Genomic DNA, 14,004 nt, shown 5'->3' on the forward strand with positions numbered 1-14,004 from the left:
GTCCATGAGCCCCATCCTACTTGCCCGGGCAACTCGCATTGACTTGCCTGGGCAAGTCTTGATGCGCTAGCTTTCAACTTGCCCAGGCAAGTGAAATAACTTGCCGAGGCAAGTCAAGTGAGGAGCTGATCGCGACGACTGCCACGACCACGACCACCACGAACAGCCTGGCCTCCCCGAACGGCCCGACGTCTCCCGTCCCTGCGAGCGGGCCGGCCGGGGCGTACGACGACCTTCTTGCCCGGGTTCTGCCACAGGCGCGCGAGCAGCGGGTGTGGGAGCCGTCGGACGGGCCGCTGCCCAGCCTGTTCGTCAGCCACGGGGCGCCGTTCACCCTCGACGATCCGCAGTGGCTCGGCGACCTCTTCGACTGGGGCCGGTCGATGCCCAAGCCCCGGGCGGTCGTCGTGGTCTCGGCCCATTGGGAACGGGCACCGGTCGCGATATCCGGGGCTGCGGCCGGCACCCCGCTGTACTACGACTTCAGCGGATTCCACCCCCGCTACAAAACTCTTCCCTACGCGACCCCGGACGCCGGCGACCTCGCCCGGCGGCTCACGGGCCTGCTGGGCCGGACGCCGGTGCACGAGTTCGCCGACCGCGGCCTCGACCACGGCGCGTTCATCCCGCTCATGGCCATGTACCCGGCGGCCGACGTCCCGGTCGTGCAGGTGTCGATGCCCGGCCTCGACCCCGGCGCCCTGCTCGAACTCGGGGCACGGTTGCGGCCGTTGCGTGACGAAGGCGTCCTGGTACTCGGCTCGGGCTTCATGACGCACAGCCTCGCGGTCTTCCGGCGGCCGGAACTCGCGGCCGACACCGCGGCCTTCGACGCGTGGGCCGCCGACGCCCTCGCCTGGGGCGACGTCGACGCGCTCGTCGATTACCGCAACAAGGCTCCCGGTGCCGCGGTTGCCCATCCGACGGCCGAGCACTTCGTCCCGCTGCTGTTCACCGTCGGCGCCGCCGACGATCCCGGCAGCGCGGTGAGCGCCGTCGACCGCATGGTGATGGGCAACTCGACCCGGTCCGTGCAGCTCACCTGAGCGCCTCGACGCGCTCCACCGTCCCCCCGATCGCCGCACCCGCGGCGACGACATCGACACACCCAGGAGGAAAGTGCCATGAAGGCAATACGTTTCCACGAGTTCGGCAGCAGCGAGGTCCTGCGCCACGAGGACGTCGAGCGTCCGGTCCCCGGCGCCGGGCAGGTGCTGGTGCGGGTGGCGGCCACCTCGTTCAACCCGGTCGACGACCACATCCGCGCCGGCGCCCTGGCCGAGATGCTCCCGATCACCCTCCCGTACGTGCCCGGGATCGACCTGGCGGGCACCGTCGCCGAACTCGGCGCGGACGTGAGGGGCCCGAAGGTCGGCGACCCGGTCGTGGCGATGCTGCCCCTCGACTCCGCGGGCGGCGCCGCCGAGTACGTGCTCGCCCCGGCAGAGTCCCTGGCCCCCGCGCCTCGGACGATCGAGCTGGTCGACGCCGCGGCGCTGCCGCTGACCGGTCTGGCCGCCTGGCAGACGGCGTTCGAACTCGCCGAGCTGAAGCCCGGGCAGAGCGTCTTGGTCAACGGCGCGGGCGCCGCCGTGGGCGGCCTCGTGGTGCAACTCGCCGTCGACGCCGGGGCACACGTGACCGCGGTGGACACACCACGGCACGCCGACCGCCTGCGGGGCTACGGCGCCCACCGGGTCGTCGACCCCCTCGACCTCGCCGCCGGCCCGGCCGCCGTCGGCGGCCCGTTCGACGCCGTGATCAACCACGTACGCGTCTCCCCGGAAGAACTCGCGCAGCTCACGAACTACGTCGCCGACGGCGGGATCGCCGCCGGCACGGCCGGCCCGATCCCCGACGACCCCGCCCGGGGCGTGCGCACCGCGAGTTTGTGGGTCCGCAGCGACGGAGCCCAACTCGCCGAGCTGGTCGCCAAGGTGGACGCCGGCAAGCTCCGACTCCACGTCGCCGCGCACCGCCCGGCGACCGAACTGGCCGCCGTGCACGAGGACGCCGGCGCCGGCCGGCTGCCCGGCAAGACGGTCGTACTCGCACCCTGACCACACCCTGGCGGGGCCACCGGCCGTTCGTTCTCCCGCTGTGGTTTCACGGCGGCGGCGCTCATCACCACGGCCGCGCCCGCCTCGTGCGCAGCGGCGTCGAAGGCGCCGGGCGACGCGCTCGGATGCGACACCGGGCTGCGATGCGGGGCCGGGCCGGGAGCGCCGTCCTGAACGGCTGTGGCGGCCATATCTCCCACGGAGACCCCCGACTTCAACGACGCCGGTCACCGTGTCGCCGACGCCGAGGTCTTCGGTGACGTGGCACGACCCGCGGCTCGGGGAAGTGGATGTCCTCGTTTCCCTGTGCGGCAAGTCGGATGAGGGGAAGGAGGGTTGCGTGGACGGTCCCGTCACGGCCGCTCGACGGGACATGATCCGCGCAACCCTCTGCGGTTTCCCGGGATACGCAACTCTTCCACGAGAGTCCCCGGCAGGTCCGCGGGGCCTACACGCAGGGCGAGTTCCAAGAATGCGGGTTCTCCATCCCGTCGGCCGTTCCCCGCGCGCAGGGGAGTGGGTGCGGACCTGTGACCCGCCTGTGTGGCCGCCGTTGCCGGTGTCGCGGACTTTCGGCACGGGGGCCGGCGAACCCCGCGCTCGCCGGCCCGTCTTCCGTCAGTGCGCGGGTGTGTCTTCGAGCCGGTACAGCTCCGGGACGGAGATCTTGATCGGCTCCTGAGTGGTCCGGGCGATCACGACGACGACCGGCTCGTTCGGGTCGGGGTTCTCCTCGCGGTGGGGGACGAACGGCGGTACGTGGAGGAAGTCGCCGGGGCCGGCTTCGATGCGTACCTCCTTGGTGCCGTCGTGGTAGAAGTACAAAGGGTTCCCGCTGACCACGTAGACGCCCGCCTCGGAATCGCCGTGGTGGTGGTTGTCCGTCGCGCTGGACGGCGGATTGACCACCAGGCCCATCCAGAGCTTCCTCGAACCGACCGTGGCGCCGCTGATGACGGCCGCGGGCCCCTGCGCCTCGCCGGCGCGGATGTGGCGAAGCCGGTCCCCTCTTGGCGTTTCGCTGTCGTTCCCGCGTGCACCGTCGATGTCTATCGGGTTGCTCATCGCAAGCCTCCTGGTGGTTTGGGACGGCCGAACGGCCGTGCTTCAGACTGCGACCTCCCATCGGAAATGGCAAGAATCTTTGCTGTATCGGCAACGAGTGCGCGTCGGGCCGGTCGGTGCTTCCGATCCGGCTCCGCCCCGTTGTGCGGCGCCCGGGCGTACGCCGCGGCGCCGGTTGCCGACGGCGTGGAGCCCAAGGGATGCGGCCGCCCTTGGCGGTGAGCAGGGTGTCGCGTTCGCCGAGTGGCCGACGAGTTCGCGTTCGACTCGGCGGGCCGGGGGGAAGGCGACCTGGATCGCCGTGTCCGTACCGCAAGTCGTCGATGAACTCACAGCGGACGGCGACTTCCTGACGGATCGTCAGGGAGCGGGGCATGCTCCTGGGCGTGGGCGAGGGCGTCGATGGCAGCCCCCAGGGCCGTTATGACGTGGGCGCCGGCACCTGCGGCCTCGGGGGGTTCGCCGCATGGGCGATGCCGCGCAGGGTGGGGTCGACGACTTGCGGTTTGCGCCGCACCGGGACGGCCCGGAACCCGTATCGCCGGGCTCCGGGCCGAGCTGCCGTTCACGCCGATCGGCACGACGGATACCTCCCCTGTCGGCCGGAACCCCGTGTGGTCGCCGCCGCGCCCGCTCTGTGGCGGGCGCCCCGGGTTCGGGGGCGGGTCGATCCGTACAGGGAGGGGTGATCCGGTGTCAGCGGGGCGGTGCGGGCGCGGTGTGCTCGCGCAGTGTGGCAGCGAACTCCCTGGCGCGGTCGAGCTGTACGCGCAGCGCCTCGCAGCGCTGCAGCGTCGTCTCCTCGAATCCGCGCACCACCGCGATCAAAGCGGCCCGTTCGGGTGCGTCGGTGGCGGGGTCGTCGAGCCGATCGGTGGCCGCGAGCAGGTCGCGCATCTCCTCCAGCGAGAACCCGAGCGGTTTCATCCGGCGGATCAGCATCAACCGGGCCACGTCCGGTTCGGTGTACAGGCGGAAACCGCCCTGCGAACGCGCGGAGGGCACCACGAGGCCGACCTCCTCGTAGTGCCGAATCGTCCGCAACGACAACTCGGTGCGCTCGGCCACCTCGCCGATCTGCATGTGCGCCTGGTCCACGTGCGTCCTTCCGCCCTGAAGTCCGCAGCGAAGCCCCGGACGCGATCTCTACCGTAACGTTAGGGTAGGGTCGGTGGTCGACGGGGCCGATGGGTCCTGTGTCCGAACGACACCACGGCCAGGCATTCCGCGCCCGCCCCGGTCCCAGGAGGGGGCGCGATGACATCGCCCGGCCCTGCCTCCTGCCCACCGTGATCCCGGCCCCTCGCTGACGCGGCGCCCTCCGGCTGCCGCTCGCCCTCGGCCGGTCACCCCACCACTTCCACCCGCGCCGCCCCGGTGAGCCGCGGCTCCCGACGGTGTCGCGGCACGCACGCGATCCCGCTCCCGCGACGCGGTGACCGGCACGCCCGACACACCGAAGGTCCCGCCTTGTCCGATCCCGCCCCGTCCTCCGCCCGCCTGCGCATCGGGCGGCCCGCCTGGTTGTCGTCCCCGAAGGTCGCCCGCGTCGAGATCCTCGCCGGGCTGGTGGTCGCGCTCGCGCTGATTCCCGAGGCGATCTCGTTCTCCATCATCGCCGGCGTCGACCCCTCCGTCGGCCTCTTCGCGTCCTTCACCATGGCCGTCACCATCTCGATCGTCGGCGGGCGTCCGGCGATGATCTCCGCCGCAACCGGTGCCGTCGCGCTGGTCATCGCCCCGCTCAGCCACGATCGCGGACTCGGCTATCTCGTCGCCGCCGTCGTCCTGGGTGGCGTCTTCCAGATCCTGCTCGGGGTGCTGGGCGTGGCCAAGCTGATGCGGTTCGTGCCCCGTTCGGTGATGGTCGGGTTCGTCAACGCCCTCGCCATCCTGGTCTTCCTCGCGCAGGTGCCCCAACTCCACGACGTGCCCTGGGCCGTCTACCCCCTGCTGGGCGCCGCGCTGCTGATCATGGTGTTCCTCCCGCGCCTGACCAAGGTCGTCCCCGCACCGCTGGTGTCCATCGTCGCGCTCACCGCCCTCACCCTCGGCGCCGGCATCGCGGTGCCCGACGTCGGCGGCGAAGGCAGGCTCCCCTCCTCGTTCCCCACCCCCGGCATCCCGGACGTGCCCTACAACACGGACACGCTCACCACGATCGCCCCCTACGCGCTCGCCCTCGCGCTGGTCGGGTTGATGGAGTCGTTGATGACGGCCAAGCTCGTCGACGACATCACCGACACCCGCTCGAACAAGACCCGCGAGTCGATCGGCCAGGGCGTCGCGAACATCGTCACCGGGTTCTTCGGCGGCATGGGCGGCTGCGCGGTGATCGGGCAGACCATGATCAACGTCAAGAACGGCGCCCGCACCCGGCTGTCCACGTTCCTGGCCGGTGTGTTCCTGATGGTCCTGTGCGTCGTCTTCGGATCCGTGGTCTCCGACATCCCGATGGCCGTCCTGGTCGCCGTCATGATCATGGTCTCGGTCGGTGCGTTCGACTGGCACTCCATCGCGCCCGCGACGCTCAAACGTATGCCGATCGGCGAGACCACGGTCATGGTCGTCACCGTCGTGATCGTCGTGGCCACCGGCAACCTCGCCGTCGGTGTGGTCGTCGGCTCGATCACCGCGATGATCATCTTCGCCCGACGCGTTGCCCACCTCGCCGATGTCAACGCCGTGGTCGACCCCGACGGCGACAGCGTGGTCTACCACGTCACCGGCGAGATGTTCTTCGCCTCCAGCAACGACCTCGTCTACCGGTTCGACTACCCCAACGACCCCGACCACGTGATCATCGACCTGACGGACGCGCACATCTGGGACGCCTCCACGGTCGCCACCCTGGATGCCATCACCACCAAATACGCCCGCTTCGGCAAAACCGTCGAGATCACCGGACTCGACGAACACTCCGCCGCCATACACGGCAACCTCACCGGCGAACTCTCCCGCGGCCATTGACCGACCGCGTCTGCCGCCCGCGCCGATGGCGATGTCGAGGGCGGCGAACCACGCGCGTTCAGGCCCCGGCCGGCGGCAGCCGGTACCGGCCGGGCCCGGTCCGGCAAGTCCGGGCCATGGCCGGGAAGTACGTGCGATCCGAACCTCGGACGCCGTTCGTGTGGCGCCCCGTCACTTGAGGAGGAGGCGGCAATCGCGTTCGGCGAGGTTCAGGCGGGTCAGGGGCGCGCCGATGTCGGACGCGAGCCCCCCGGGGTCGAAGGCCGCCGCAAGGGTGGCCGGGTCGCGGAGTGCACCGCGGCGCGTCGATCGCGGTACACCTGTGTGTCCCCGCGGACGGCGTCGGCGACCTCGGCCCAGGCAGCCGCCCAGGTCGCGTCCGTCGACCGGACGCGCGCGAGATCGCGCGTCGTGTGCTCGAACTCCCGGACGGCCCGGTCCAACGCGGCGGTGGCGTCCGCCGCCGGGAGCCCCTTCCCGCGCACGGCGACCAAGGCTTCGAGAATTGCCCGCCGGTCCTTGGCGAGTCCGGATTCGCGTTCCCTCGGGAGACGACCTCGCCGCATATCGCGGCCGCTCGTCCCGTGAACTCGGCGCGGTCCCCGATGCGGTCCGGGCCGGACGAGCCCCCGCCCGAACACCCCAGGAGACTCACGGCTGCCAAGGTGCCGCAGCCCGACGCGTGCCTCGACGGCTCGTCGCCTCCTCTTTCATCCCGACCTTTTCCTCCGTTTCCGCGCCAGGGAGCGGCTCGTCGGATGTCGAGCGTGACAGGACGGATGGGCACCGTCATCCCCCGCATCCGGCCACCGGACGTACCCGATCCGCTCCGGAATCCGGCAACGCCGCGGCGGGGGGGAGCGGTTCGGAGGGTTTGCGATGCCGGCGCCCCGCCCACCGACGGAGCAAAGGCGGATCACTCGATTACCCCTTTGATCCTATTAAGGGCGGAGGTGTTGATCATGAACGTATCGGTGCGAAGACGCATCGTTCGTGGAGCGGTCGCGATGCTGGCCGTGGGAGCCCTGGTCGGGCCCGCGGGTCCCCCGGCCGCCGTCGGCCAGGCGGCGTCGGCGAGGCTCGCCGACCGGGCCGTCGCAGCGGAGCGGGCGGTCGTCCTGGACGGGAACTCCCTGGAGCCGGAGTTGATCCGAGCGGTGCTGCGCGGGGAACCCATGCGGGTCGAACTGTCCCCGCAGGCCAAGGGGAACCTCGACTCCGTGCGCAAGGGCGCGGAGGAGTACCTGAAGGACAAGAGTCATCGCGTCTACGGGTGGAACCAGGCACTGGGACCTCTGAAGGGAGAGCCTCTCACCCCGGAGCAACAGCTCAAGTTCCAGGTGAACGTGCTGCGTTCGCACGCATCGGGCGTGGGAGCGGACGTTCCGGAGCGGGTGACCCGGCTCGCCCTGCTGTTGCGGGCGAACACGATGGCCCGAGGTCACATGGGCGTGCGTTCGGGGTTCGTGCAACGCACCCTCGACTTCCTCAATGCCGGAGTGACTCCCGTGCTTCCCCAGATCGGTCCGCTGGGGACCGGGGATCTTCAGCCCATGGCGCAGGCGGGCCTGGTCCTCACGGGAGACGAACAGGCCAAGGACGCCCGTACCTGGTTCCGAGGACAGACGACCACGGCGGCCCGGGCGGTCGAATCGGCGAAGCTGCCTGCGGCCTTCGCGCTGGAGCAGGGCGAGGCCCTTCCCCTGATCAGCGGAAACAGCGTGCTCACCGCCCGATACGCCCACGCCGTCGCCCGTTCGGCCGCGCTGCTGGATCAGACGGAACAGGCATTCGCCCTGTTCATGGAGGCGATCCGGGCCGAGCAGGGTTCTCTGGACTCGCGTACGCACGAGGAGCGAAAGTTTCCCGAGCAGGCCGAAGTGGCCGACCGGGTCCGGACGTTGACCTCGGGCAGCCAGTGGATGACCGAGCCGGGCCGCAAGGCGTTCGAGGATCACCCGGAGACCCTCGGCGGATATTCGCCGCGGGTCCAGGACGCCGTTTCGGTGCGGGCCGCGCCCCAGATCATCGGGACCGCCCGGCGCACCGTGGACGAGGCGTGGCGGATCGTCGCCGACGAGGCCAACGCGTCCACGTCGAACCCGCTGATCTTCTGCAAGGACTCCTGTGAGTTCGTCATGGGCGGCAACTGGGACGCGGCGCGCATCGGCCACGCCGTCGACACCCTGAACGCACAGATGACGGATGTGGCGTTGTTGTTGCACGCGTTGGGCGAACGGTTGATGAGCAAGGAGTGGAGCTACGGGCTGACCCCCAGTCTCGTCGGGGTGTGGGGCAAGAACGACAAGGCGGGGCTCAACTCCGGCATGGTGCAGGTCCAGACGGTCTCCGCGGCCGTCGTTCCCGAGATGCAGGTCCACGCGGCCCCGGCCGGAGTGCTCAGTCGGCCGGTCAAGTTCGGGCAGGAGGATCACAACACCATGGCCGTGGCGTCGGTCCGGCACCTGCACGAGAACCTGGACGGATTCGAGAAGATCCTCGGCGTCACGTGGCTCATGACCGCCCAAGGGGTCGACATCGTCGGCAACATCGGGCCCGAGGAAGGCGGTGACGCCTTCATGAAGGGCCTCCCGATGGCCAAGGGCACCGAGGCCGTCCAGCAAAGGATCCGGCAGGTGGTGCCCATGCTGAAGGAAGACCGTTGGATGGCCCCGGAACTCGACACGATGATCACCTGGGTCCACACCGAGACCGACCCCGCGACCGGGACGGGCGGCGCTTCGGGGCGGCGGTCGACCGGGTGACATGACGGTCGCGGGTGTCCTCGACACATCGGTCGACGACACCCGCGAGCGGCAGCAGCGGCCGGCGGCGGGGGTGGGTCAGGGGCCGACGCGTTGCACCGTGATCACGTACTGGTCGACCGCGCCCTCCCACTTGGCCACCAGCGCGCCGTCCTCGTTCCCGGCCTCGCGCATGTCGTGCGGGCAGAGGGCCAGGTCGTGGGAGTCGGGGTCGCAGAAGGCGCGCAGGTGCGCAGGTGCGCCCGGATTCCGGCGTGCTCCACGGCCGCGATCGCCGCCTCCACCTCCGTGCCGCCCTCCGCGCACCGCACCAGCGTGTCGGGGCCCTCGCCGATACCGGTGGCCACGCGGAGGGCGTCCGGCAGCGTGCCGTCCGACACGATCGCGGCCATCACCAGGGACCAGGTCCCCTCCGGCAGATCGGCGGACGTGAGGTCGACGCCATGGCGTGCCGTCGACCGCGCCAGATCGGCACCCCGGACGATGGGCAGGTCGTCGGGACCGCTCAGTGACACGGCCGACAGATCCTCCGCGAACGCGGCCGGGAACGCGGCCGGTGTATCGATCTCGAAGAGGGAGCGGCTCGCGTCGAACCGCAGTTCCGGGTAGCCGATTTCGTCGAGCAGCAGCAGGTTCTCGTTCGATACCGACGTCCGGCCCGTCAACGCGGCGGGCTCAAGCCACTCGGGGTCCCGGTAGGACTCGGTCTCGTGGAGCCAGTTGCCGCTGTAGTAGGCCGCGTATTCCGCATCGGGTGCGAAGTCCGCGAGCGGCCGGCCCACCAGGACGCCGAGGGCCTGCGTCAGGGACGACCGCCAGTCGTCGTCGGCGGTGTGGGCGGGAAGGTCGGACATGCTTCACGACATTTCCTGGGTCGAGGTCCACGGGCTCCGGAACGCCACGACGCCGACGGCGTCCAGGGTCCGAAGGAGACGATCGCCACCACCGTAGGAACGCCCTCCGACAACGCCCTGCGGCATCCCGCGCCGTCCCCCGGCGAGCCGTGCCCGGGCGAAGCCCCAGTCGGGGAATCGGATGCGGACCGGGCGCGGGCCTGCAACGACGCCAACCGGTCGGGCAGTTCATCGTCCCGGCCCCGCCCTTGGAGGTCTGCCGACAGCGCAACGTGGCTCGCCCGGCCCGAGTGCGGGCCCACTTCGACCACGGCCCGCAGTATCGGGCCATGTGTGAGCAACCGGACGGCGTCGGTTGGTGGTTGCACACCACGGCCCGGACGGCGGAGGAGCCGGCCGACCCGATCGCCGCCCACGCCCGTCATCGGGCCGTGCCATGAGCAGGCGGCGACCTCGCCCGATCGGCGTGCCCGGGACGGGGACGTCCCGGGCGTAGCGCTCTTGGCTGCGCGGGCGGGGCTCGGGATCAGAAGGTCACGACCGAGCGGGCCACTTCGCCTCTGCGCAGTGCGTCGTACGCGTCGTTGACCTCGGTCAGTGGGATCCGACGGCTGATCAACTCGTCGATGCGCAGCCGACCCTGGAGGTAGAGATCGACGTAGCGCGGCATGTCGGTGGTGAACGTGTTGGATCCCATGTGTACGCCGCGTACGGTCTTGCCCTGGCCCCAGAGGGCGTAGCCCGGCACGTTCACGGTCGCGGTCATCGGGGTGACCCCGACCACGTACGCCGTCCCGCCCGGCGACGTCATCGCCACGGCTTGGCCGATGGTGGCCTCCAGGCCGATCGCCTCGAAGGCGTGGTCGACGCCGAACCCCGCCGTCAGCGCGAGGACTTCGGCCACCGCGTCGTGTGACGCCGCGTCGATCGTGTCGGTCGCGCCGAGCGCGCGGGCGAGTTCACGCTTGGCCGGTTGCAGGTCGATCGCGATCACCCGCCCCGCGCCGCGCAGACGCGCACCCTGGACGATGTTGAGGCCGATGCCGCCGCAGCCGAGCACCGCGACGGTTTCGCCGGCCCGGATGTCGGCGCTGCGCCAGGCGGCGCCGACACCGGTGGTCACCGCGCAGCCGATCACCGCGGCCACGTCGAGCGGCATCGCCGGGTCGATCGCGACCACCGCGTTCTGGTGCAGGAGCATCTGCTCGGCCAGCCCGCCGATCCACGAACTCGCGTTCACCGGCTGTCCGTTCCTGGACAGCCGGGGCGGACCGTCGGCGTCGCGCATGGTGGCGGCCTTGTCCGAGCACAGCCAGGTCCGGCCGCGCGCGCACTGCGGGCAGCGGCCGCAGAACACCGACAGGCACGCGACGACATGATCGCCGGGCGCGACCCGGGTGACACCCGGGCCGACCGCGACGACCGTCCCGGACGCCTCGTGGCCGAGCACGGCCGGGCGCTGGTGGGGGATCGCGCCGTCGAGGATGTGGATGTCGGAGTGACACAGACCGCACGCCGCGGTCCGCACCAACACCTCGCCGGGACCGGGGAGATCGATCTCGATGTCGACGATGTCCAGGGTGCCGGGCTGGGTGGTCAGAATGGCCGCGCGCATGGATGCCTCTCTCGGGTCCCGAAGGCTGGATGTTTCGATATCCGACTGTCTCGATGTCCGACGGTGTCGACGGGTGAGCGGGGAATGGCTCCGTCGCCCGACACCCGACACCCGCCGCCCATCGCCTGTCGCCCGTCGGCCTGTTGCGCCGAGCGCGTGGCGAGGACGTTGTACGGAACCGCGGGCGACCGCAGCGCACTTGCGCGGGTGCCGCATCGTGCGGAGGCCCGGGGCCGCGGGGGTACACGGGCATGGTGCGTGTGCACCCGCGTGCACCCCCGCGGCGCGGACCCGGGCGCTGCTCGACGACGTGTTCGCCGAGCAACACACCCCGCTCGCGCGTGCCTACGCCGGGCGGCTGACGCCCTTGGTCTCGGTGAACTCGCGCAGGCCCGCCAGGCCCTGTTCGCGGCCGAGGCCGCTTTCCCGGAAGCCGCCGAACGGGCCGAGCGCGCGAGCGCCGTTCACGGTCACCTGTCCCGCGCGGATCCGGCGCGCGACCGCCGCGGCGCGCTCGGGGTCGGCGCCGTGTACCGCGCCCACCAGGCCGAATCGCGAGTCGTTGGCCATCGCGACGGCCTCGTCCGGGTCGCGGTAGGGGATCACCGCGAGGACCGGACCGAAGACCTCCTCGCGCGCGATCCGCATCGTGTTGGTGATTCCGGTCAGGATGGTCGGCGCGATGTAGTGCCCGCCGCCGGGCACCTCCACCCGACCGCCGCCGTGCGCGATCACGCCGCCCTCGGCCACCGCGCCCGCGATGTCGGACAGCACCCGGTCGGCCTGGGCTCCGCTGATCAGCGGACCCATCTCGGTGGTGCTCGCGCGCGGGTCGCCCACCCGAACCGCCGCCGCCAGGGCGACCAGCCGCTCGACGATCTCCTTCTCCCGGGCGGCCGGCACGAACAGGCGGCTCTGCAACACGCAGACCTGCCCGGCGTGTCGGGTGCAGCCGTCGAACAGGGTCTGCGCGGCGAGTGTGTCGTAGGCGTCCGGGTGCAGGTCGTCGAGGTGGATCGAGGCGGACTTGCCGCCGAGTTCGAGCACGACGCGCTTGAGCGTGACGGCGGCATCGGCCGCGATCTGCTTGCCGACCACCGTACTGCCGGTGAAACTGATCATGTCGACGTCCGGATGCCCGGTGAGCGCGCGGGCCGCGTCCAGGGACGTGGTGGTCACCACGTTGACCAGGCCGGCCGGGATGCTCGTCTCGTGGTCGATGATCCAGGCCAGCGCCGGCGCCGCGAGCGGGCTGAGCGGGGACGGCTTGAGTACGACGGTGTTGCCGGCCGCGATCGCGTTGGCGACCTTGGTCAGATTCAGCGTGTGCGGGTAGTTCCACGGTGTCACGGCCGCGACCACCCCGTGCGGCTCGTGCACGAGGGTGCCCACCGTGCCGGGACCGGTCAATGCTTCCTCGGCCGGTACGAGCGCCAACTGCGCGGCGCCGGCGGCGATCGAGGCGGCGGCCATCACCTGGCCGGGGCGGTCGTTGGCGACGCCCCATTCGACCCGGGACAGGTGATCGAAGAAGTCCTGATGCTTGGTCAGACCCGCGGCGAGCTCGGCCAGGCAGGCGGACCTCTCGGCGGGCGACATGCGCGGCCAGGGCCCGCGGTCGAAGGCCGTTCGGGCGGCCCGGACGGCGCCGACCATGTCCGCGACGCCGCCGTCCGCGATCGTGGCGAGTACCGATCCGTCTCCGGGCGAGACGTCCTCGAACCGGCCGTTGCCACCGGGCGCCCAGGCTCCGTTCACGAACAGCCCGGCATCCGCCACGGTGCCGATGTCCAAGGTCATGGCCACTCCCGTCTCCTGATGGTCCGTCACCCGAGATGCGACACGTGTCGCGTCGGCGGGCAGGGCTCGGAGGCTAACGACGATCGGTCAACTTGACCAGGTCAAGGGATCTGTCGGGGATGTTCCGTGCACCACTTCCGCGCGCCACCTCACCGACCGGTCCCCCGGGCCGTTCCGGGGCCGCCGGCGCCGCACCGGGGGTGGTCGTCGCGAGCGGCGGTTCGGCCGCCCCCTACACGAAAGTCCTCACCGACGAATACACCGCCGAAGTCGATTCGGACTCGAACACCTCGATCACCGCCCTGAACCGCACGACACCGTTCAGCCTCGGCAAGCCCGGCTGCGACGCCTACTACGGCACCCACCCGTGGCCGTCTGATCCCGCCGCGCTGCGCCGGGAACGGCGGGGCGGGGTACGCGACTGCTCGTTCGCCCGAAGCGAGGCCAACCCGGGCCCGGGCGACGTCCCGGCGATCACCTGGGCCGACGCCGTCATCCCGTTCGGCCGGGCGGCGTACGGCGCGCGGACGTCCCCGCCGACCGGGGTCGTGAAGCACACCAACGGATTCACCCTCGGCAGAGTGGACGGCAAGGCGCCCAACGGCACCGGCTCCGCCGGCCACCACTTCGTCCATTACGTATTCGACCCGCTCGACACGGAAGACGACGCCAAGGCGATCCGGTTCATCACTTGGGCCAAGGCTCCGCAGCGGCAATACACCTGGCAGTTCTCCGGCTTCGCCGGCCGATCCCGCATCCGCGCGTGCGCCGCGCCCACGTCTTCCCCGGGCGCGGCGCACGCTCCCGGCCGGTGCGGGTGCGGCGAGCAGTGGCCGAGACGTGCACCTGCGGGTAGAGGCGGGCGGGGGCCCCGC

At 71.2% G+C, this 14,004-nt stretch carries 10 protein-coding genes; 5 read left to right on the forward strand and 5 right to left on the reverse strand.

Going from position 1 to position 14,004, the window contains the following annotated elements; genetic code table 11:
- Positions 1-272: 272 nt before the first annotated feature.
- Complete coding sequence (locus ACFXMF_RS41950; RefSeq protein ID WP_360324351.1) at positions 273-1,046, forward strand: class III extradiol ring-cleavage dioxygenase; 774 nt, start codon at positions 273-275, stop codon at positions 1,044-1,046.
- A 78-nt stretch (positions 1,047-1,124) separates the two neighbouring features.
- Complete coding sequence (locus tag ACFXMF_RS41955) at positions 1,125-2,060, forward strand: NADP-dependent oxidoreductase (RefSeq protein WP_379990958.1); 936 nt, start codon at positions 1,125-1,127, stop codon at positions 2,058-2,060.
- 618 nt (positions 2,061-2,678) lie between these two features.
- Here ACFXMF_RS41955 and ACFXMF_RS41960 read toward each other — a convergent pair.
- Together ACFXMF_RS41960 and ACFXMF_RS41965 are read right to left on the reverse strand one after the other, a co-directional pair.
- Positions 2,679-3,125: a cupin domain-containing protein gene (locus tag ACFXMF_RS41960; RefSeq protein ID WP_379990957.1), complete on the reverse strand. Its 447-nt coding sequence runs from the start codon at positions 3,123-3,125 to the stop codon at positions 2,679-2,681.
- A gap of 696 nt (positions 3,126-3,821) precedes the next feature.
- Complete coding sequence (locus ACFXMF_RS41965) at positions 3,822-4,223, reverse strand: MerR family transcriptional regulator (protein ID WP_360324356.1); 402 nt, start codon at positions 4,221-4,223, stop codon at positions 3,822-3,824.
- Between the two features lie 372 nt (positions 4,224-4,595).
- On the opposite strand from ACFXMF_RS41965, the gene ACFXMF_RS41970 reads away from it, so the two are divergent.
- Positions 4,596-6,095 carry a SulP family inorganic anion transporter gene (locus ACFXMF_RS41970; RefSeq protein ID WP_379990956.1) on the forward strand — a complete coding sequence of 500 codons (1,500 nt, stop codon included), beginning with the start codon at positions 4,596-4,598 and terminating at the stop codon, positions 6,093-6,095.
- Between the two features lie 1,007 nt (positions 6,096-7,102).
- Positions 7,103-8,860: a histidine ammonia-lyase gene (gene hutH, locus ACFXMF_RS41975; RefSeq protein ID WP_379990955.1), complete on the forward strand. Its 1,758-nt coding sequence runs from the start codon at positions 7,103-7,105 to the stop codon at positions 8,858-8,860.
- Between the two features lie 104 nt (positions 8,861-8,964).
- Here the strand turns inward: hutH and ACFXMF_RS41980 are convergent, their stop codons facing one another.
- The 3 genes from ACFXMF_RS41980 to ACFXMF_RS41990 all read right to left on the reverse strand — a co-directional run bounded on the left by ACFXMF_RS41980 (position 8,965) and on the right by ACFXMF_RS41990 (position 13,129).
- A complete protein-coding gene (locus ACFXMF_RS41980; protein WP_379990954.1) occupies positions 8,965-9,714 on the reverse strand; it encodes a hypothetical protein in 750 nt (249 codons plus the stop codon).
- Positions 9,715-10,240: 526 nt separating this feature from the next.
- Positions 10,241-11,329 carry a Zn-dependent alcohol dehydrogenase gene (locus ACFXMF_RS41985; protein WP_379990953.1) on the reverse strand — a complete coding sequence of 363 codons (1,089 nt, stop codon included), beginning with the start codon at positions 11,327-11,329 and terminating at the stop codon, positions 10,241-10,243.
- 345 nt (positions 11,330-11,674) lie between these two features.
- Complete coding sequence (locus ACFXMF_RS41990; RefSeq protein ID WP_379990952.1) at positions 11,675-13,129, reverse strand: aldehyde dehydrogenase family protein; 1,455 nt, start codon at positions 13,127-13,129, stop codon at positions 11,675-11,677.
- A 119-nt stretch (positions 13,130-13,248) separates the two neighbouring features.
- On the opposite strand from ACFXMF_RS41990, the gene ACFXMF_RS41995 reads away from it, so the two are divergent.
- Positions 13,249-14,004: hypothetical protein (locus ACFXMF_RS41995; protein WP_380021112.1), on the forward strand; the 756-nt coding region annotated here is incomplete at its 3' end.

Origin of the sequence: Embleya sp. NPDC059213, from assembly GCF_042754445.1 — a bacterium.
GTDB lineage: Bacteria > Actinomycetota > Actinomycetes > Streptomycetales > Streptomycetaceae > Embleya.

Excerpts from the sequence above, each read along its gene's own strand:
- ACFXMF_RS41955 (WP_379990958.1), top strand. The coding sequence starts at position 1,125 with ATGAAGGCAATACGTTTCCACGAGTTCGGCAGCAGCGAGGTCCTGCGC.
- hutH (WP_379990955.1), top strand. The coding sequence starts at position 7,103 with ATGCTGGCCGTGGGAGCCCTGGTCGGGCCCGCGGGTCCCCCGGCCGCC.
- ACFXMF_RS41980 (WP_379990954.1), bottom strand. The coding sequence starts at position 9,714 with ATGTCCGACCTTCCCGCCCACACCGCCGACGACGACTGGCGGTCGTCC.
- ACFXMF_RS41985 (WP_379990953.1), bottom strand. The coding sequence starts at position 11,329 with ATGCGCGCGGCCATTCTGACCACCCAGCCCGGCACCCTGGACATCGTC.
- ACFXMF_RS41960 (WP_379990957.1), bottom strand. The coding sequence starts at position 3,125 with ATGAGCAACCCGATAGACATCGACGGTGCACGCGGGAACGACAGCGAA.
- ACFXMF_RS41990 (WP_379990952.1), bottom strand. The coding sequence starts at position 13,129 with ATGACCTTGGACATCGGCACCGTGGCGGATGCCGGGCTGTTCGTGAAC.